Annotated in this window: 19 protein-coding genes; 6 read left to right on the top strand and 13 right to left on the bottom strand. The window is 57.0% G+C overall.

Features of this window, described 5'->3' with window-relative positions; translation table 11 throughout:
• Positions 1-208: 208 nt before the first annotated feature.
• Positions 209-715: a disulfide bond formation protein B gene (locus AC0IM9_RS10410; RefSeq protein WP_482803945.1), complete on the bottom strand. Its 507-nt coding sequence runs from the start codon at positions 713-715 to the stop codon at positions 209-211.
• Positions 716-1034: 319 nt separating this feature from the next.
• Here AC0IM9_RS10410 and AC0IM9_RS10405 point away from each other — a divergent pair, with 319 nt between their 5' ends.
• Positions 1035-2255, top strand: a complete 1221-nt coding sequence (locus AC0IM9_RS10405) for a potassium/proton antiporter (protein ID WP_482803944.1) — start codon at positions 1035-1037, stop codon at positions 2253-2255.
• A 15-nt stretch (positions 2256-2270) separates the two neighbouring features.
• Here AC0IM9_RS10405 and AC0IM9_RS10400 read toward each other — a convergent pair whose 3' ends face one another.
• The 5 genes from AC0IM9_RS10400 to AC0IM9_RS10380 form a co-directional block, all read right to left on the bottom strand.
• Positions 2271-2984, bottom strand: coding sequence for a potassium channel family protein (locus tag AC0IM9_RS10400; protein ID WP_482803943.1), 714 nt, complete (start codon positions 2982-2984; stop codon positions 2271-2273).
• A complete protein-coding gene (locus AC0IM9_RS10395; protein ID WP_482803942.1) occupies positions 2981-4582 on the bottom strand; it encodes an NAD-binding protein in 1602 nt (533 codons plus the stop codon). Before AC0IM9_RS10395 ends, AC0IM9_RS10400 begins: the two co-directional genes overlap by 4 nt.
• A gap of 2 nt (positions 4583-4584) precedes the next feature.
• Complete coding sequence (locus AC0IM9_RS10390) at positions 4585-5298, bottom strand: SDR family oxidoreductase (protein WP_482803941.1); 714 nt, start codon at positions 5296-5298, stop codon at positions 4585-4587.
• Positions 5286-6278 carry an SPL family radical SAM protein gene (locus AC0IM9_RS10385; protein ID WP_482803940.1) on the bottom strand — a complete coding sequence of 331 codons (993 nt, stop codon included), beginning with the start codon at positions 6276-6278 and terminating at the stop codon, positions 5286-5288. Before AC0IM9_RS10385 ends, AC0IM9_RS10390 begins: the two co-directional genes overlap by 13 nt.
• 104 nt (positions 6279-6382) lie before the next feature.
• Positions 6383-6700, bottom strand: coding sequence for a hypothetical protein (locus tag AC0IM9_RS10380; RefSeq protein ID WP_140912727.1), 318 nt, complete (start codon positions 6698-6700; stop codon positions 6383-6385).
• 244 nt (positions 6701-6944) lie between these two features.
• Here AC0IM9_RS10380 and AC0IM9_RS10375 point away from each other — a divergent pair, with 244 nt between their 5' ends.
• Positions 6945-7103 (top strand): hypothetical protein, encoded by a 159-nt coding sequence (locus AC0IM9_RS10375; protein WP_186289590.1) that lies wholly within the window; start codon positions 6945-6947, stop codon positions 7101-7103.
• 117 nt (positions 7104-7220) lie between these two features.
• On the opposite strand, the gene AC0IM9_RS10370 is transcribed toward AC0IM9_RS10375, so the two are convergent.
• The 5 genes from AC0IM9_RS10370 to AC0IM9_RS10350 form a co-directional block, all read right to left on the bottom strand.
• Positions 7221-9854, bottom strand: a complete 2634-nt coding sequence (locus AC0IM9_RS10370) for a sensor domain-containing protein (RefSeq protein ID WP_482803939.1) — start codon at positions 9852-9854, stop codon at positions 7221-7223.
• On the bottom strand, positions 9851-10303 hold the full coding sequence (locus AC0IM9_RS10365) for a hydrogenase maturation protease (RefSeq protein WP_482803938.1): 453 nt from the start codon (positions 10301-10303) through the stop codon (positions 9851-9853). Before AC0IM9_RS10365 ends, AC0IM9_RS10370 begins: the two co-directional genes overlap by 4 nt.
• A gap of 19 nt (positions 10304-10322) precedes the next feature.
• Positions 10323-11840, bottom strand: a complete 1518-nt coding sequence (locus AC0IM9_RS10360; RefSeq protein ID WP_482803937.1) for a nickel-dependent hydrogenase large subunit — start codon at positions 11838-11840, stop codon at positions 10323-10325.
• The gene (locus AC0IM9_RS10355; protein WP_482803936.1) at positions 11840-12781 is read right to left on the bottom strand and encodes an NADH-quinone oxidoreductase subunit B family protein; all 942 of its coding nucleotides are present in this window, start codon (positions 12779-12781) and stop codon (positions 11840-11842) included. Before AC0IM9_RS10355 ends, AC0IM9_RS10360 begins: the two co-directional genes overlap by 1 nt.
• Before the next feature lie 136 nt (positions 12782-12917).
• Positions 12918-13535 (bottom strand): hypothetical protein, encoded by a 618-nt coding sequence (locus AC0IM9_RS10350; protein ID WP_482803935.1) that lies wholly within the window; start codon positions 13533-13535, stop codon positions 12918-12920.
• Between the two features lie 342 nt (positions 13536-13877).
• On the opposite strand from AC0IM9_RS10350, the gene ribF reads away from it, so the two are divergent.
• Genes ribF through AC0IM9_RS10335 form a run of 3 tightly spaced genes read left to right on the top strand, consistent with a single transcriptional unit; the run spans position 13878 to position 15891 of the window.
• Positions 13878-14819, top strand: coding sequence for a bifunctional riboflavin kinase/FAD synthetase (ribF, locus tag AC0IM9_RS10345; RefSeq protein ID WP_482803934.1), 942 nt, complete (start codon positions 13878-13880; stop codon positions 14817-14819).
• The gene (locus AC0IM9_RS10340) at positions 14816-15025 is read left to right on the top strand and encodes a DUF1289 domain-containing protein (protein WP_445371757.1); all 210 of its coding nucleotides are present in this window, start codon (positions 14816-14818) and stop codon (positions 15023-15025) included. Before ribF ends, AC0IM9_RS10340 begins: the two co-directional genes overlap by 4 nt.
• Before the next feature lie 2 nt (positions 15026-15027).
• Positions 15028-15891, top strand: coding sequence for an HDOD domain-containing protein (locus tag AC0IM9_RS10335; RefSeq protein WP_140912734.1), 864 nt, complete (start codon positions 15028-15030; stop codon positions 15889-15891).
• Here AC0IM9_RS10335 and AC0IM9_RS10330 read toward each other — a convergent pair.
• Together AC0IM9_RS10330 and AC0IM9_RS10325 are read right to left on the bottom strand one after the other, a co-directional pair.
• Positions 15881-17362, bottom strand: a complete 1482-nt coding sequence (locus AC0IM9_RS10330; protein ID WP_482803933.1) for a lipopolysaccharide biosynthesis protein — start codon at positions 17360-17362, stop codon at positions 15881-15883. The two genes, AC0IM9_RS10335 and AC0IM9_RS10330, sit on opposite strands and share 11 nt — an antisense overlap.
• 55 nt (positions 17363-17417) lie before the next feature.
• Positions 17418-18005, bottom strand: coding sequence for a TetR/AcrR family transcriptional regulator (locus AC0IM9_RS10325; protein ID WP_482803932.1), 588 nt, complete (start codon positions 18003-18005; stop codon positions 17418-17420).
• 109 nt (positions 18006-18114) lie between these two features.
• On the opposite strand from AC0IM9_RS10325, the gene AC0IM9_RS10320 reads away from it, so the two are divergent.
• Positions 18115-18765 carry a glutathione S-transferase family protein gene (locus AC0IM9_RS10320; RefSeq protein ID WP_140912737.1) on the top strand — a complete coding sequence of 217 codons (651 nt, stop codon included), beginning with the start codon at positions 18115-18117 and terminating at the stop codon, positions 18763-18765.
• Positions 18766-18812: the final 47 nt, after the last annotated feature.

Below are 18812 nucleotides of genomic sequence, written 5' to 3'. Positions count from 1 at the left end.
TTATTACAATTTTTTTAAATTGGGCAAATTTCAGCCAGACAACTAATCCAATTAAAATCAACAAGTTACCAGAAAAACTAATCTGTGTTATTTGTCGGCAGGCACCGAAATAGGTCGACAGCGGGCGCGCCCCGTTTTTGTGCATAACCTGTTGAGCGACTGTGTCGATACGACGCAATCGCGCAAGGCTTGCCACCCGGCAACGGCTTCATTCGCTGACCGGGCGATCGCCGCCGTTAACGAATTGCAATCCGCCCCAGGCCGCCAGCAACAGAAACGCCAACAAGGTCCAGGCCGGAATACTGAAACCCAACAGAGTCCAATCCACTTTCGCGCATTCACCGGTACCGCTCAGCATCAATTTGACGGTATCGGCCAACGGAAAATGCTGAAACATGTATTCCAGACCCGGACTGCATTCCGGCACCTCTTCCGGCGGCAAATGCTGCAGCCAAACGTGGCGAGCCGAAACACTGGCGCCGCTCAAGGCAGTAACGGCGCTCACCACCGCATAAACCTTACGGCCGCGATTATGCAGGCCGGCCAGCAAGAACACGACGCCGGTCGCCAAGATTGCCAAACGCTGGGATATGCATAGCGGGCAAGGCTCCAGCTCTTCGACGAATTGCAAATACGCGCCGACGCCCAACAGCGCGGCGCAAGCCGCAAAACCCAGTAAGAAAGCAATGCGGGGGCTCAGTTTTATAAAATTCATACGCAAAAATTAGCCAAGTAGAGTGAACGAATCGGTTAAGGTACGGCCTGCCGGACTGGCACCCTGAGGCCCAATGCCGTTTGGTTGCGCCGCTCGCGCCGCCCGGATGGGTGCGCAGTTTGAGGTAAGCGGGCGGTTTAAGCGTTCGCTGCCGGACCAGGCTGAAGACCAACCGTTAAGCCTTAGCTTACTAAACCATCTCCGCCCGAGCCGGGAAATCCACCCCCGCACCGGACTTGCGGATAACATTACCACCTTTAACCCCCGGTTTAATTGCCGCATTTTTCCAGCGTCGCAGCCGAAATACAGGATACCACCGATGCCGTCAGTTGAATTAGCCAGCCTGATTGGAGCCAGCCTGCTGTTGATCAGCGTTTTCTCCAGTAAGTTGGCGGCCAAGGTCGGCATTCCGTCCTTGCTGTTCTTTCTGTTGACCGGCTGGCTGATCGGCGAATTCGGCGGCCCGGAATTGCGTAGTCCGGAAATTGCCAAGTTTATCGGCGATTTCGCGCTGATATTCATTCTATTCACCGGCGGCCTGGATTCGCATTGGCCCAACATCCGGCCGGTGTTGTGGCAGGGACTGTGTCTGTCGACGTTCGGCGTCTTGATCACGATGCTGTTGCTGGGCAGTTTCGCCTGGTTTATTTTGGGCTCGTTCAGCACCTTTTCGCTGGGCGTGCACGGCATCAGCCTGCAACAGGGCTTGTTACTGGCGGCGATCGTCTCGTCCACCGACGCGGCGGCGGTGTTTTCGGTGCTGCGCTCCAGCCACATTGCCTTGAAAGGCAAATTGCAACCGCTGCTGGAACTGGAATCCAGCAGCAACGACCCGATGGCGGTATTGCTGACGGCCAGCCTGCTGAATTACTCGGCCGGCGGCGAGGCTGCGTTTCTGCAGGGCGGCAGCTTTCTGGCGATCCAATTGACGATAGGCGTCGGCATCGGCTACGCCGCCGGCCGCTTCATGGTCTGGCTGCTCAATCACCTGGGTCTGAGTTCGGCCGGCCTGTATGCCATCGCCTCGATTGCGTTGGTGTTGTTGACTTACGCAGTCGCCACCTTCACGCACGGCAACGGCTTTTTGGCGGTTTACGTGGCCGGCATCGTCGCCGGTAACCGCAAGGTGATTCACCAGCAGTACATCAACGCCTTTCACGACAGCTTCGCCTGGCTGATGCAAATCATCATGTTTTTGACGCTGGGCATGCTGTCGGTGCCTTACGGCGCCGAACTGCCGGCCCTGGCCAGCGTCGCCATGGCAATCAGCTTGTTCCTGATGTTCGTGGCGCGCCCGGTCAGCGTCTTCGTCAGCCTGTGCTGGGCCGACATCGGCTTCAAGGAAAAACTGCTGGTGTCCTGGGTCGGCCTGCGCGGCTCGGTGCCGATCGTGCTCGCGACATTTCCGTTGGCGGCCGGTGTGAATGAAGCGGGCGAAATTTTCGTGCTGGTCAGCTTTATCGTGGTGATGTCGGTGTTGCTCCAGGGCTTTTCACTGGCCGTATTTGCGCGCTGGCTGGGCTTGGCCGAGAAACGCTAGCCGGCAGCGCGTCGCCTATTTGGGACCAACATGGCAATACTCGTTTTCGACGTCTTGTTTGAACGCCCTGATTTCCCGAGACGGGCCCAAAATGACCAAAATATCGCCGACGTTGAGCCGACGGTCGATTTCCTCGCCGACGAAGTGCAAGCGGTCGCTGACCTTTTTATTGACGATGCCGATCAGCAGTAAGTTGTATTGCGACCCCAGTTCCAGTTGACTGGCATGCATGTTTTCCAGAAAGCTGTGCTCTGGAATCGCCACTTCGGCCAGATGCAAATCGTGGCGGCCGAACACGGTGTGGTCGAAAATTTCGGTGATATCCGGCCTTTTCAACATGTCGTGAATCTTGCGGCCGCAGATTTCATAAGGATCGATAATCTTATTGGCGCCGGCCGCAATCAGCTTCTCGGCCGATTCCGGGCTATCGACGATGGCGACGATGTTCAGATTCGGGTCCAGCGCCCGCGCCGACAGGGTCAGGAACACGTTTTCCGAATCGGTATCGAAAAAGCAGAACAATGTATCGATGTGGCCGCCGACGCCGGCCAGCCGCAAATCGTCGTCGCTGCGGAAATCGATGTTGGCGGTCTCGAAGCCGTTTTCCCGCGCCAAGGCGGCTTTGACCGGGTCGTGGTCGATCACCACGATCCGGTAAAACTCCTTATCCAAGCGGCTGATGGCCTCGAACGACAGCCGGTTATAGCCGAACACGGCGATCTGTTTCATATCGACTTCCTGGCAAACAGGCGGCGCTGCTCGACCTGATCGCGAAAGTGGTCGATGCCGTACTTACGTCCCAACAGCACCAGGATGTCGCCGCGACGCAAAATGAACTGACGGGCCGGATTGAAATAAAAATGCTGCTGGTTCACCGGGTACTTGTTCTTGTGTTTCAAATGAATCGGATTGGCGCTGATCACGCCGAGCAAAGTTAATTTACGTTGCTCCAGATCGAGCTGGCCGATATTTTGGTCCTCCAACGGCGATTTCTCGCTAACCAACACCGACTCCATCACAATGTCGCTCTGGCTTTGCAGAATGCCGGAAATCGCTTCGAAGGCCACCGGCTGGCCGACGAACTCCGCAGCCAACATCCCGGCGATTTCGAACGGCCGGATCACCTGGTTGGCGCCGGCCTGATACAACTTGTTAACGTTGTCGTGGCGGTTGGCGCGGGAAATGATGCGTAATTCCTTATTCAAATGCCGGCTGGTCAGCGTGATGTAGACGTTGACCACATCGTCGCCGGTAATGCACAAAATCGCCGTCGCCCCGCGGCAAATGCCGGCATTCAGTAATACATCGTTATTGCTGGCATCGTTTTCGATGGCTAAATACCCGCGCGATTTTGCGGCCTGCACCTTGAACGGCGATTTGTCGATGATGACGAATTTCTTCTGCTCTTCGTGCAAATGACGGGCAATTTCCTGGCCCACCCGGCCGAAACCGCAAATAATGATGAAGTTATCGTAATGCGCCAACTCGGCATAGGTGCGGCTTTCCCGGACCGACAGCATTTTTTCGCTGAAGGCGGCAATCAGAATCGAGGTGAAGAACGACAACACGCCCAGACTGGCCAGAATCAGAAAAATCGTCACCCACCGCCCGCCGGTAGTCTGCGGGGTAATATCGCCGAAACCGACGGTCGCCAGCGTGACGACGGTCCAATAAAACGCATCGAACAGGGTGTTGACGCCGGCATTATTCTGGTATTCGAACATGTAAATCGACACGCTGGCGATGAAGACCAGAAAGCAGGTAAAGATCAACAGTGTGGTCAATTCGAAACGCTTGCTGGCCAGCGCGTCGGCAAACAACTTGGCGCTATCCGAGTATCGGAACAGCTTGAATAAGCGGAAAATAATGAAAATCCGCAAAATGTCCAGCGGCCGGTAACTGGGTAGAATTGCCAGTACGTCGATCACGGCAAATACCGAGGTAACGTATTCCAGATCCTTGGCGACCAGTTTTTTGTAGATCCCTGACAGCTTGAACGGCAGATTCAGGTACAGGGCTTTTTCGTATTCTTCGATCACGATTTTGTAGGTGTCGGAATAAATCCAGCCCCTGAGCAGATATTCGACGATGAACACCATCAGAATCGCCAGCTCGAAATAACCGCCCATCTTGCTGTCGGTGTGCTCGATGTCGTAGATCAAAAAGATCACGCTCGACACCAGCAACAGGATCATCGTCGCATCGAAATACTTTTTGCGCCGGCTTTGCCGATTTTCCAGCAAATCGAAAAAGAACGCCTTGCTGCACTTGTACCAGTGCGCCGCTTTCAGGTAGTACGCGCAATAAACGACGAGTTTGGCGAACATGCTTATTTCTTGAATTCGATGACTTTGCTGGCAGGATTAAGATTGATTTCGTCGATCACGCAGTGCGGTCCGGCTTGCAAAATATACATTACCGCATCGACCACGTCGTCGGCATGCAACGCTTGGCCGGCCTGCTTGCCGGGCATAAATCCCAACGACTCGAAAAATTCGGTATCGACCATACCGGGGTTGACCAGCGAGACCCGCACCGGACTCTTGCCGCATTCGTCGCGCAAAGCCTGGCTGAAACCGCGTACGGCGAATTTGCTCGCGCAATAAATGCTGCCGTTACGACTGCCTTTCAACGCGGCCTCGGAACCGATGTAAACCAAATTGGCGAAGGGACGCTGCTTCAGCTTGGGTAACAACAAACGGGTCAGACAGGCTTGGGCGGTAAAGTTGACCGTCATCAGCCGTTCGATCTGCGCCGCGGAAAACTGCTCCAAGCCGCCGAACTGGCCGTAGCCGGCGGCAAACACCGCCGTGTCCAGTTCCGGCGCCAGTTGCTGTATTTGTCTGGCGGCGGCCGGTAAGCGTTCCAGTTCGGCCAAATCCATCTCCACCGCGGCAAAACCGGGATGCTCGGTCTGGAATCGCCGGCCATCGCGCGACAAGCCGACCACGCGATGGCCCTGGGCCAACAAACGCCGGGCTATCGCCCGACCGATACCAGAGCTGGCGCCGGTGACCAGCACGTTGCGTTTTACAGCGTGCATGGAAAAAACGCATCTTGCGGGATGTATTCCAGCAGCATCCGGCTGCAGTCCGCCATCATGGCCTGCTCCAGCTCGGCCCGGTAGCTCACCATCCCCGCCGCGGTTTGAAACGGGCTGGCAAACAATTTTTCGTCCGGGTACAACTTGTGGATTTTCTTGAAATACTGATCAGGCAAGCGAAACACCCCCAGGCTGGCCGAATGCAGTTTGAACGGATCGATCTTAGCGAACACCTGCTCGAATAGCTCGCGGTAAATCTGCCGGTAGTCGTGCTGGTAGATCACCGGATCGAAACGTAACCCGATCGGCCAGCCCTGCCGCTGCAGTTTGGCTGCCGCTTCGATACGTTTGGCGACGGGAGGCGCCTTGGCTTCGACTTTGTCGGCCACGACGTCCGGCGCCAGACTGAATGCCACCACGCAGCGCGCCACCGGCTGCCGGTTCAGCAAGGTTCTGATCTGGGTACTCTTGGTGCGCAGTTCCAGCCAGGCGTTAGGCACATCGGCGAACAGCGGCAAGAACTGTTCGGCAAAACCGGTGACCGGCTCGAAAGCCAGGCTGTCGCAATCGTAGCCGGAGAAAAAATACACGTCGTCTGCCGGCGTCTCGGCGCAAATCTCGCGAATCCGGGCCTGAAAATCCTCGTAATTGACGAATAACACGTAATTGGCCGACTGGTACATGCCTTGCAGAAAGCAATAGCGGCAGTCGTACAGGCAGTTCAGCATGTGGGAGAAGTAGTAATTGCGCTGACCGCCGATGCCGTAGCCGGCAGGCGCCGGTAATACGAATTTCTGGAATTTCTCGGCCAAAATCAGTGCCGGGCGTTGCTTTTGCAGGCGAAAATTCTGCGCCTTGGGATTGAACACTTCGCCGAAGCGCTCGCAAAACACGGTCCGCGCCTTCGGAAAACGCTCCCGAATCGCCTGAGCACGCGGGTGAGATTCGACAGCGGATTCGATGTACAAGGTATCTATCATCGGCAGCGGCACGGAGGCGGAATTGGCCCGGCATTATAAAGGATGGCGGGCCTTAGGGAGCGGAACATGCCGTCTGCCCCCAAGGGCGGGAGACTGTCGACCGCTTAGGTGTCGTCTTTCGCCGGCACGGCCGATAAATCGGTTGTAGCCGACTTGGCTGCCGCTTGCTTGCGGAATCGGCGTTTTTGCCATTGCGCGACGAAGTAGGCGCTGCCCGAGAGCGTACCGGCGGCAGTCGCCAACCAACCGAAGATCGGCGCCAGCGTGACGATCAACGGCTCGTCCACCAAACCCAGCCAAACTCCGAATGCGCTCAGTCCGGTTGGTTGCACCGCCGCGGCGGCAGCGGCGGACAAGCCGGCAACAATGCCGGTGGCCATAGAGACATGTTCAATGCGGGCGGCGATTCGTTCGTGATCCATGAGCGACAAACCAATAACTAACAACGGACTGCTTGCATTTCAGTGCGGATTGAAATTGGCCCGCATCCAAATGCCGATTACAAATTATTCAATCTTACTCCAAAACGGCCAATCCGCAATCCCAGAATTATTTACTTAAAAGAAATAATAAATGAATTTTTGACACCATTGTAAACCCGAAAAACAAAGCATAAAGTTAACCCAACGCAGCCACTCGCCGATCCCCGATCGAAGGAGCAAAAAAATGAACACCCCCACTTTTTACCGCGACATCACCACCGGCCTGTTTTTCGTTGCCGGCATTCTGAGTTTCGTATCCGGACAATTCATTCTATCCACCATGCTGTTCGGTACCGCGTCTCTAACGGCCAATTTGCAAACAGCCAAACCGGTGCGCGTCTGATTTTGTTGTGCCTCCTCGATGTGAAGAAGTAACCTCGACGGCCCCCACTTTTGCTCAAGGTGGGGGCTCTTTTTGTCGCCCCCCAACCTTGCCGAAACGGCCTCGCCTTGCACCGCGTCACGGCTTCTGCCGATACAACAACCGATTGAAATGATCGGCGTCCAGCGGCGGACTGAATAAATAGCCTTGTACTTCGTCGCAGGCCAAATCCTTTAGAAACGCCAATTGCTCGTCGGTTTCCACCCCTTCCGCCAACACCGTAAGCCGCAGACTATGGCCCAAAGCCAATATTGAACGGGTAATCGCGCTGTCGTTGGCGTCCTGGGGGATATCCATCACGAAGGGGCGATCGATCTTCAATTTGTCTACCGGTAAACGCTTCAAATAACTCAGCGAAGACTGGCCGGTACCGAAATCGTCGATCGCCAATGCCACGCCCAGGCCGCGCAACGCCTCCATGACCCGGATGTTGCGCTGCGCCTGACGCATGATGTAAGTCTCGGTAATCTCCAGCTCCAGATAGTGCGGCGATAAGCCGGTTTCCGCCAAAACCCGGCCCACCATTTCCAACACATCGCTGCGTTCGATTTGCGCACCCGACAAATTGACCGCCATCCGCTTGAAGCTAGTGCCGCCCTCGATCCAGGTCCGGGCTTGGCGGCAGGCTGTGCGCAACACAAACTCCCCGATCGGGACGATTAAATCGGAATCTTCCGCAATGACGATAAACTTGTCCGGCGGGATCATGCCCCGCTCCCGATGCCGCCAGCGCACTAAGGCTTCCGCCCCGATCAGCGCGCCGTCCGCCAGCGCATACTGCGGCTGGTAGTGCACCTCCAGTTCGCCGCGTTCCAAGGCATCGCGCAATTCGCCCTCCAGAAACAAGCGCTCTTTGGCCCGCTCGGTCAAATGCGATTCGAAAAACTGAAAATTGCCGCGCCCGCGTTCTTTCGCTTGATACATGGCCAGATCGGCATGCTTGACCAAGGTGGTGTAGTCATCGCCGTGGCCCGGAAACAGGCTGATGCCGATCGAGGTGCCGATTTCCAACTTATGGCCTTGTACCAAAAACGGTTGCGCCAGCGCCTGCAACACCTTGCCGGCGACAATTTCGGTATCGCCCAAGCTGGGATTGTTATCCAACAGGATGATGAACTCGTCGCCGCCCAAACGCGCCACGGTGTCGCCTTGACGCAAACTATCCTTCAAACGCTGGCCGGCCATCCGCAGCACCTCGTCGCCGACCGGGTGTCCCAGGCTGTCGTTGACGTGTTTGAATCGGTCCAAGTCCAGAAACAGCAATGCCAGGGATTGTTTGCTGCGGCGGGCGACCGCCAAGCCATGTTCGCAACGCTCGCGAAAAAACTGGCGGTTGGGCAAATCGGTCAACGCGTCGTAATAGGCCAGATAATGGATGTGTTCCGCGTTCTGCTTTTGTTCGCTGAGATCGTAAAACACACTGATGTAACGAATCACCCGGCCGTCGCTATCGCGTACCGAAGAAATGTTCTGCCACAGCGGGATCAACGCGCCGTCCTTGCGCCTGTCCCAAATCTCGCCTTGCCATTTCCCTTCCCGCCGCAACGAAGTCCATAGATTTTGGTAAAACTGCTTGGTATGGCGGCCGGACTTCAGCACGTTCAGCTTGCGGCCGATCACTTCCTCCGGCGCATAACCCATAACGCTACTAAAGACTTGGTTGATCTTCAGAATCTGGGCCTTGGCATCGGTAATCAGAATTGCATTCAGACTGTTATCGAACACGCTGGCCGCCAGGCGCAATTGCTCGTCGACCAATTGTTGATCGGTAATGTCCTGCACGGTACCGACCGAACGCAACGGCCGGCCCTCGGCGGAGTAATAATTCTGGGCGCGAACGTGCACCCATTTGACGCGGCCGTCGGCAAACCGTAAGCGGTACTCGATATCGTAGGGCACCAGGTTGTCGACGGATGCTTTAAAAACCCGGTCGACTTGCTCGCGGTCGTCAGGATGCACCAAGGCCAAAAACGCCTCGTAACTCGGCGGAGGCTCCGCCGGTTCCACTTCGAAAATCGGAAAAACCTCGTCCGACCATGCTAAGCGGCCACTGGCCAAATCGAGTTCCCAATGGCCCAACTGCGCAATGTGCTGAGCTTCTTTCAACAAGCTCTCGCTGCGGCGCAGACGCTCTTCCTGTTGCTTCAATTCGGTAACGTCGGTGGCACAAATCACCGCCCCCTCTTCCTTGCCTTGCGGGTTGTGTAGCAAAACCCCTTTCAACCAGTAGTGGCGAAAACTTCCGTCGCCGCTGCGCAAGCGGTGTTCCGCGGCATAAACGCCGCGGCTGCGCACCATCTCGTACAACGGCGAGTAAATCGGCCAGGGCACCTGCCCAAGCTCGGTCTGCAGACGTTGCACCTCGGCCGGATGCAGCCAACCGTCGGCCGCGCCTTGATGCAAAACCTGTTCCGACTCCGCCAATTCCTGGGCGCAGAGCTGGTTGATCTGACGCACCTTTCCCTCCGGGCCGAGAACGATCATCAGCGCTCCGGTACTATCCATTACCCGCTCGATAAAATCGCTTTGGTGGCGGTATAGCCGATTGGCTTCGCGCAAGGCATTACTTTGCGACTCCAAGGCTTTTAACATCGCGTCGGTATGCTCGGCATCCTGGCTCATCTGCTGCTCCAACGCCGCATTGGCCAGCCTTAAAGCGGTTACTTCGGTCCGTAACCGTTCCAATTCCTGCTTCAGCTCCGCCTCGGTCATGTCGATTCGATCTCGAAATACCCGCGCAGCAAGTCCACCGTCCGCTCGACCGCCAGGGCGACCGGCGCCGACAAACCAGGCCGGAACGAGACCACGCTGGCGGCTTCCGCAGTGACGACGCGTAAGGCGGGAGGCGCCTCGGGCAATGCTGCGAGAGCCCGCAACAGAAAGCCGACACCGTGGCCGTGGCCGACCGCTGTCGGTTCCGTAGCGATCGCTGCCGCCGGCAATTCACGCAGCCTGCCGGGTTGGCCGGCCGGAGCCGAAGCGTCGACAATCACCGCTTCGCAGCAATCCTGAAACAGGACCAGCGCGGAAAGGCCCGGCGTACCGGCATCGAACAAGCGCAAATCGCCGGGCTGCGGCAACTCGGCCAAGCGGCGATAGACGGCCGGCCCGAAGCCGTCGTCTCCGTGCAGGGGATTACCGAAACACAGAATATGCCGCACGCCGTCACGCCTCGCTTGCTCAAGCCGAAAAATGGCGTTTTTTGCCGGTATCCAGCATATGCACGGTGCAGACCAGGCAGGGATCGTGAGAACGAATGATGTGGCCGATTTCTATCGGGTCATCCGGATCCTGTACTGCGACGCCGACCAAACTTTGCTCCCAATGGCCCGGCAGGCCGTTACTGTCGCGCGGCGACGCGTTCCATGCGGTGGGCGTGACGATTTGATAGCGGGCAATCGCGCCGTCCTTGATCTTTACCCAGTGCCCCAAGGCACCACGCGCGGCCATGATCAGACCAAAACCCTCGCCGTCGACCTCGGCCGACTTGCCCGGGTTGAAGATATGCGGTTGGGAAAAATCGACGCTCAATTCGTCCAGCATCCGCCGAGCGCAAATCAGTTCGTAGGCGATGCGCCGTACCCTGGCGAATTGCCGGAGCCAGGCATTGCCGCCTTCCAACGCGTGCAAAGACTCGATCAAGGCATCGCCCCCAATCAATAATTCGGCCAACGGTCCGGTCTGAACCGCCCTATCGCCGTAACGCGGCGCCTTCGCCCAGGTATAGCGGTCGCTATTGGGTTGGAAATCGGGAATGGTTTCGCCGTTTGACGGATGCAATCCGCCTGGGTAAGGCTTGAACCAGGAGTGTCGCACATGTTCGTTAATCATCTGCTGATCCAACGGCGCAATCTGGCCGCTATCGCCGTCGAAAAACCCTCCCGGCACCAGCCGGTCCTGCGGCTGCTCCGGATCGCACCAGGCGCCGTAACTCAGCATATGCGGCGTGCCGGCCGCCATGCGTTGCAAGCCGAGCCCACGCGCACTACGGCTCAGCAAGCCGAGCGCACTGGCGGCATGGGCCGGGGTTTCCAGCCAGCTGAAATAAGCATCGGCACTGTCCAGCGCCAACCAATCGTCGAGCCCAGCGCCGATAACGGTCTGCTCGTACCAACGCTGAATCTCATCCAATACCGCCCGGCAGGCAATAATTCGGCGCAGGTCTGGCGGAGTGGTGACGCCGCCCGGCAACATGTAAGAAGAATGCGGCCATTGCCCGCCGAATTGGGCGACGATCTCGACCGCCTTGCGGCTCAGCGCCAGCGTCTGCCGGTAAACCGAGCCGCGAAACGGCTCGAAGGCATCCATCAGCTCGGCAAACCAAGGCCGGTCGCTATAGCGGGGGTTGCAGAAGTCCGGGGTAAAGAATAGAAAGGTCTGACGCAGATCGTTCTGTATGCCTTCCGCGATCAGGCACAGATTGCGGATGCGTACCGCGTTGGGCGGCACCGGCAACTGCCAGGCCTGTTCCAGCGCCAAAACCGCCGAATACAGATGCGCCGTGCCGCAAATACCGCAGACGCGGGGAGTGATGACCAATCCGTCGCGCGGCGCCCGACCCAACATGATCTGCTCGAAGCCGCGGTAAAGAGTGCCAACCGTGCGCGCCTGGCTGACGACGCCATCCTCCAACTCGACAGCGATTTCCAGATCGCCCTCGACTCGATTCAAACTCAGGTTCAGTTCAATCTTGGCCATCAGACATCCATTTCTTTGTTGCGCACCCGCGCCGGTGCCGCGGCTCGGGCCAGATTCTTATAGGCCATATAGCGGGAACGCTCGACCCCCAACGGCAATTGGACCGGGATCTCGCCGACTTTCGGCGTGGCGAACAGATCGGCGTCGCGCGGAAAATTCGGTGAGGTACAGCCGAAACAAGGCACACCGGCCCGCGTTTTACTGCTCACGCCATTCCACAGATCGCTATTGCATACCGCCTGCGTCATCGGCCCCTGGCAACCCAGATTGAAAAACAGACAGGCGCGACCGCCCGGCTCCAGTTCTTCAATGTCGTATTCGTGGTATTCGTTACGGGTACAGCCCTGATGCACCACGGTATTGAAGAAGGCCTGCGGCCGATTCAACTCGTCCAACGGTAACGACCAGCCGGCCGCCAAGCCGGCCAGGGTCTGCGTCATCGTGTGCGGATGCGCCGGACAACCGGCGACATTGACGACCGGCAGGCCGCGTCGCGACCGCCATTCCGGCGGCAGCAAACCGCCCGGCCGGTCGCGGTCGAATTGCAAGCCGACGCAGTCGCCGGGATTGGGCGCAGCGGCATGGACGCCGCCAAAGGCGGCGCAGGTTCCCATCGCCACCACAACCCCGGCCCGCTGCGCCAACTCGCGCACCATGTCCATTTTCGCCGTGCCGCGGTAACTGTCGTACAAACCGGTGCCGCGCGGGGCTGTGACGATACTGCCTTCCACGCATAAAATATCCAGCGCTTGCTCACCGGCGACGATGCTCCGATAGAGCTCGTCGTGCTGGCGCATCGGTTGATGGGACAGCGACGGATGCCAAAGCATGTCGATGCCGCAGTCTGACAGCAAGTGCTCCAAACTTGGCGCCTCTGCCGACAGAATAGTTAAAGATTCACCGCCGCAGGCGCCGGTTTGTAGCCAGAATAAGGTAGCCATAGGTGTTCCTCGAGCCCGGGTTTCAAGACTTAATCTTAATCAAACAATAATTTGAGCGCCAATTGAAACGCAAAACCGGCCGTCAAAACTTGGCGATGCGGCAAACGGGTTTGGGCTTAAGCCTTTTGCGCCGGGACTAACCTTTCAACACCCAGGGAAAATACGTCAGCACCAATTCGGCGATGGTTTTGTTCAACTCGGCATTCTGGGCGTTGACGTATTCCACTTTCTCGTAGAGTTTCAACGAATCGCCAACCGCCGGCATGCTGAATTCGCACATCGTAAACAGCGAATAACACCAGGCGTAAATCACCGGGATATTGGACTTCAGGTGTTTTTGGGTTTCTTGTTGCAACCATTTAATCTGGTCGGTTTTGCTTTGCTGGGTATCGATGATTTCGATGGTAATGTCGGGGAACTCTTTCAGGGCTCTGGCCTTGATGGTTTTGTCTTCTGCAATGTGCTTGTTGTCGAACACATTCAGCGTCATACCCTTTCTATCGACGATATTCGGGATGTCGCCGTGGCGTCCGGAACACACCTTGAAATTCTTATGGCCTTGGGAGCGCAACAACGCGACCAGCGGCAACCAGGAGTTTTCGCCGGTTATCGTCACCGACAGGTAAAGCTGGCCGACCTGGACCCAGGGACAATCTTCGTCTTTGACCTCGCCCGATAACAGATTCTTACTGACCACGCTCGGCTTTGCGGTCGAGTTGTGGTTGTACAAGGTATTGGTCGGTTTAGTCGCCATCCGGAAGTCCGTAGCAAGATCGATTTGGATTTTTCAAGTGTAGTCGGACAAATCCGAAAATCCATCCGCGACCGAGTCCAGACGGGGTGGACCAGGGCCTTGCAGCGGGGATACCGAGAGTAGCCAAATAGATAAAACCAAGCCAGCTTTGAAGCGCTCCATAGCTTGAACGTCCGATATTTGACCGCGCGCACCCAATATGGGCTCAGGCTGCCTATACTGGGTGCAGTTTCCGCAGCCGCGTATTGTCAGACCGGCGATGCCGCGCGCTCCGGAACCGGTGCCTGTAGGCCTGTGTCTGCGCATACTGGTAGAATTGGCGTTTTTAACTCGTTTGCGATCATGCGTCTAATCCGAGGCCTAAATCATCTGGAGCCGTTACGCAACGGCTGCGTATTGACGATCGGCAACTTCGACGGCCTGCATCTGGGCCACCAACTGGTCATCACCAAACTGGCCGAACACGGCCGCCGGCTGAATTTGCCGACCGTGGCGATGGTGTTCGAACCGCAACCGCTGGAATATTTTTTGGCCGATCACGCGCCGTCGCGTCTGACCCGCTTGCGCGAAAAAGCCATTCAATTCGCCAAGTTGCCGATCGACGAATTGCTGGTGATGCCGTTCAACCGCAGCCTGGCCGATTACGACGCCGAGCAATTCATCGCCGACATCCTGGTACGGCGGCTGAACGTCAAACACTTGGTGATCGGTGACGATTTTCATTTCGGCAAGGCCCGGCGCGGCAACTTCGCGCTATTACAGCACCGCGGCGAAACTTACGGATTCAGCGTGGAGGATAGCCACTCCTTCGAATTGGCGGGGTCACGGGTCAGCAGCACTTTAATCCGCGACGCGCTGGGGGAAGGCGATCTGGCTCAGGCCAAATCGATGCTGGGCCGGGATTACTCGGTCTGCGGCCGGGTCGCTCACGGCGACAAACGCGGCCGCGAGCTGGGGTTCCCGACCGCCAATGTGCGGATGCAGCGCAAGAACACGCCGATTGTCGGCGTCTACGCGGTGACGATGACCGGGCTCGACAATGCCGAATATCGGGGAGTCGCTAACGTCGGCTCGCGGCCGACCGTCGATGGCGGCTCCAAAGTGGTACTGGAGACGCATTTATTCGATTTCAACCAGGATATTTACGGCCAATACGTCGAAGTGCATTTCAAGCACAAACTGCGCGACGAAACCCGCTTTGCTTCGCTCGATCAACTAAAGCAGCAGATCGGTCTCGATGTGACAGCAGCCAAACAGTTTTTCGAAAACACCGATAATAGATGACCGACGATTCGTTTGTCCGCTCGCCCTGTATCCGCAATTGTTGCCTGGACGACAACGATATTTGCCTGGGCTGCTTTCGCTCGCTGGATGAAATCCGTTCGTGGAGCAGTTCTGACAACCCTACCCGCGAACAAATTTTGCGCCGCGCCGAACAGCGGCGCCAATCGTATCCGCAAGCATCTTTTTTTCGGCCTAAGGACCGGTAACCATGACAAATACTACCGAAGACGAATTGGTCCGTAAGGCCTTAAAAAACATCAAAATCCCTCCGGCCCCGCACGTACTGGACAAACTGCATAAGGAACTGCAGAAAGACGATCCGGAACTGGACGCCATCGCCGAGATTCTGGCACAGGATGTCGGTTTATCGGCGCTGGTACTGCGTAGTGTGAATTCGCCGTATTTCGGTTTGCGCACCAAAGCGGTATCGATTCAGCATGCTACCTCGTTGCTCGGCCTGCGCAATATCGTCAATATCGTCGCCGGTCTGGCTTTGCGACGGGTATTCGAAGAAAACGAAGGCGCCAATCCGCCGAATTTTTGGGATTCGCCGCTAAACGTGGCAATGGCTGCGACCGCCATCGCCCGCGCCGTGTTTTATCCGCGCCCGGACGAAGCCTATATGCTGGGCTTGTTCCACAACGCCGGCCACCCGCTGCTGACCCAGCATTTCGCCGGGTATGCCGAGTTCATGTCGCAGCATATCAATACGCCGGAACAGTCGATTTGCACTGCGGAAGACCGCCAATACCAGGTTGAACATGCCGTGCTGGGCTATTTTCTGGCGCGTGCCTGGGGCTTGGAGAAGCGCATCGCCAATGTGATTCGCGACCACCACCAAGTTAAGTCGCGCTTCTCCGCGCGCGATCGCGGCGACGCCAGCGAGCTCAGTTTGCTGGCCATCCTGAAAATGGCCGAACATATCGATAAATTGTTTTGGGGCTATCAACCGGATTACGAATGGCTGGAAATCCAGGACTTGGTGTTGAATTTTGTCGGCTTAAGCGAGAAAGACTTCGCCGATCTGCACCAGGACATTGCCGACAACGTGCTGGGCGGCTTCACCCGTTAATCCGACGCTTGCCCAGTACCGGCCTCAGGTCCAGCCAGTACGCCAGCGCCAGATAAATCAGCATACCCAAACTGCCGCAAAGCCAAACATCCCATTGGTATTGCGCCACCGCGTAACGGTCGGCGCCATACAGGCCCAGCCCCAACGCAAAGTAAAACCCGATCTTGAGCAACGGGTAATCGACCGGATAATAAATCCGGCCCAAGCCCCAGGACAACGACACCATAAATCCATAACAAACCAGCGTGGCCCAGGCGGCACCAACGTAGCCGTAGTCCGGAATCAGCAGGATATTCAACGCCACTGTGACGCCGGCACCGGCCAGCGCCACCCAGGCGCCGAGGCCGGTGCGGTCGCTCAGTTTGTACCAGACCGACAAGTTGACGTAGATGCCGAGCAGCAAATTCGCGATCAACAAGATCGGCACCACGGCCAGCCCCTGGCGAAATTCGGCGCCGATGAAATATTGGAACAGGTCGATGAACAAGGCCACCAACAAAAAGATCGACACGCCGGCAATCACGAAATATTTCATCACCAAGGCATAGGCGCGTTTAGCGTCGTCCCGGCCGGCATAAGAAAAGAAAAACGGCTCGCCGGCATAACGAAAGGCCTGCACGAACAAGGTCATCAAAATCGATAATTTGTAACAGGCGCCGTAAATGCCCAACTGTTGCAGATTGGTTTGCAGATCGTAGGGCAACAGCAGCTTCAAAATCGCCCGGTCCAGCATTTCGTTGACCATACCGGCCAGACCGATCACGATCATCGGCAGCGAGTAGCGCAGCACCGGCGCCAATACCGCCCGCTCCAAAACAAACGGCACGGCGCGGAACTGCGGCAGCAGCAGCAACAACTTAGCGGCGCTGGCCGCCAGATTGGCGATAAAGATGTAACCGACGCCGACTTGCGGATCGTAGTAACGGCCGATCGCGCTATCCGGCCAAATTGCCGCCAGTTTGGGCCAGAGCAGTAACAGCAATAAATTCAAACCGATGGCGATCAGAATCTCGGCCATTTTGATGCCGGCAAAGCGCCAGGCCCGATTCTCGGCCCGCAGTTTGGCGAACGGCAAAGCCGACAAGGCATCCAGCGCCAATATCCAGGCAAACCAGAGCGGATATTCCGGATGCTGCGGGTATTGTAACCAGGCCGCCAAATCTTCCCGCCATAACCAGACGCCGCCGGCAAAAGCCAAATTGGCGAGCAGCAACAGGCTCAGCGCGTTGCGGTAAACCCGTTCGTCGGCGAATTCCGGCCGCTGCCGAAAGCGGAAATAGCCGGTTTCCAGGCCCAATACCAGCAGCACTGCAACAAAGCCGGCATAGGCGTAGAACTCCGAGACGACGCCGTATTCGCCGGTGCTGAAGGTGTAGGTATAAAGCGGCACCAGCAGGTAATTCAGGAAGCGGCCGAGGATACTGCTCAGGCCGTAGACGGCGGTTTGGGATACGAGTTGGCGTAATGACATGGATCGATAGTGTCGACGAAAGCCGCGGTGCGGCCGGTGGAGCTATTGTATGCGGTTACGCCGGTGCGGCGGGACCGGACTGCGCGCAGGCATGTTCGATCAAGATCTCGGCGGCTTCGCGAGCGGCGCGCATCGGCGCCGAACCGCGCTGCATCTGCTCCCTTACCAGTGCACCGGCAATCAGCATCGATAAATGTTTGGACAAATTATCCGGATCGCGAGCGCCGGCCTCGGCGGCCAGCCTCGCCAGCAAGCGGCGAAAACCTTCGGAGAATTCAGCAGCCGCCTGCTGTACCGGGCTGCCAATCTCGGCGAATTCGGCCGAGGCATTGATGAACGGACAGCCGCGAAAGGCCGGGCTGGCTTGCAGCCGTTCGAACACGTCGAATACAGCCAGCAGCTTTCGCTGCGGATCGTCGCCGGCTTGGGCCAGTTCCGCTTCGATAACCTCCTGTAAATTGGCCCGGCTTTTACTCAAATGCGCGACCACCAAGTCGTCCTTGGACGGAAAATATTTATACAGGCTCATCTTGGTGGTGCCTGCGGCCTTGACGATGGCATCGACGCCAGTGGTTTTTATCCCTTGGCTGTAAAACAGTTCCGAAGCGACGTCGAGGATATGTTGCTGAAGATTACGGGCCATACGCAGATATTTGCAAAAACGGAGTTGCAACTATACCGACCGGTCTGTATTATTGCAACAGACTGACCGGTCTGTTCTGAAAACACTTTTACTTGATGGAGATCATTCGATGATTACTTTATACGGCATAGCAATCAGCAACTATTACAACAAAGTTAAACTGGCGTTGATGGAAAAGGAAATCGCCTTCGTCGAGGAAGCCTTACGCCCGAGCCAAACCGAAGCGGTGTTGAAACGCTCGCCGCTGGGCAAGGTTCCGTTCATCAAAACCGCAGAGGGCTATTTGTCGGAATCGCAGGCGATTTTGGAATACCTGGAAGACGCGTTTCCGCAACATCCGCTGTATCCGGCAAACGGATTCGAACGCGCTAAATGCCGGGAGTTTATCCAGCACATCGAGCTGAACGTGGAACTGATTGCCCGCCGTCTGTATGCGGAAGCGCTATTCGGCGGCAGCGTGTCGCAGGAGACCAAGGATGAAGTCCGGCAAAAACTCGACACCGGTTTGGCCGGCTTGGCCAAAATGTTGAAACTGGCGCCTTACGCGCTGGGCGATTCGTTCACCGCTGCGGATGTCGTCGCCTGGCCGCATTTGCAACTGGTCGGCTTCGCCACCCAAAAGATTTACGGCGAAAACCTGGTCAACAGCCACATTCCGGGCATCGAGAGCTATATGCAACTGATCGAAAGCCGGCCTCACGCGCAAATCGTAGCCGCCGACCGCGCTGCAGCGCTGGCGGCGTTTTTCGGCAATCAGTAACCGGCTTTTAGCCGCCGGCTTCGAGCGCTTCGAATCCGGCGGCGCAA

The sequence above is a fragment of the Methylomonas sp. Uni0011 genome, from assembly GCF_056850255.1.
The sequence above is the reverse complement of the archived record's forward strand: the minus strand, read 5'-3'. Positions and strand labels throughout refer to the sequence as shown.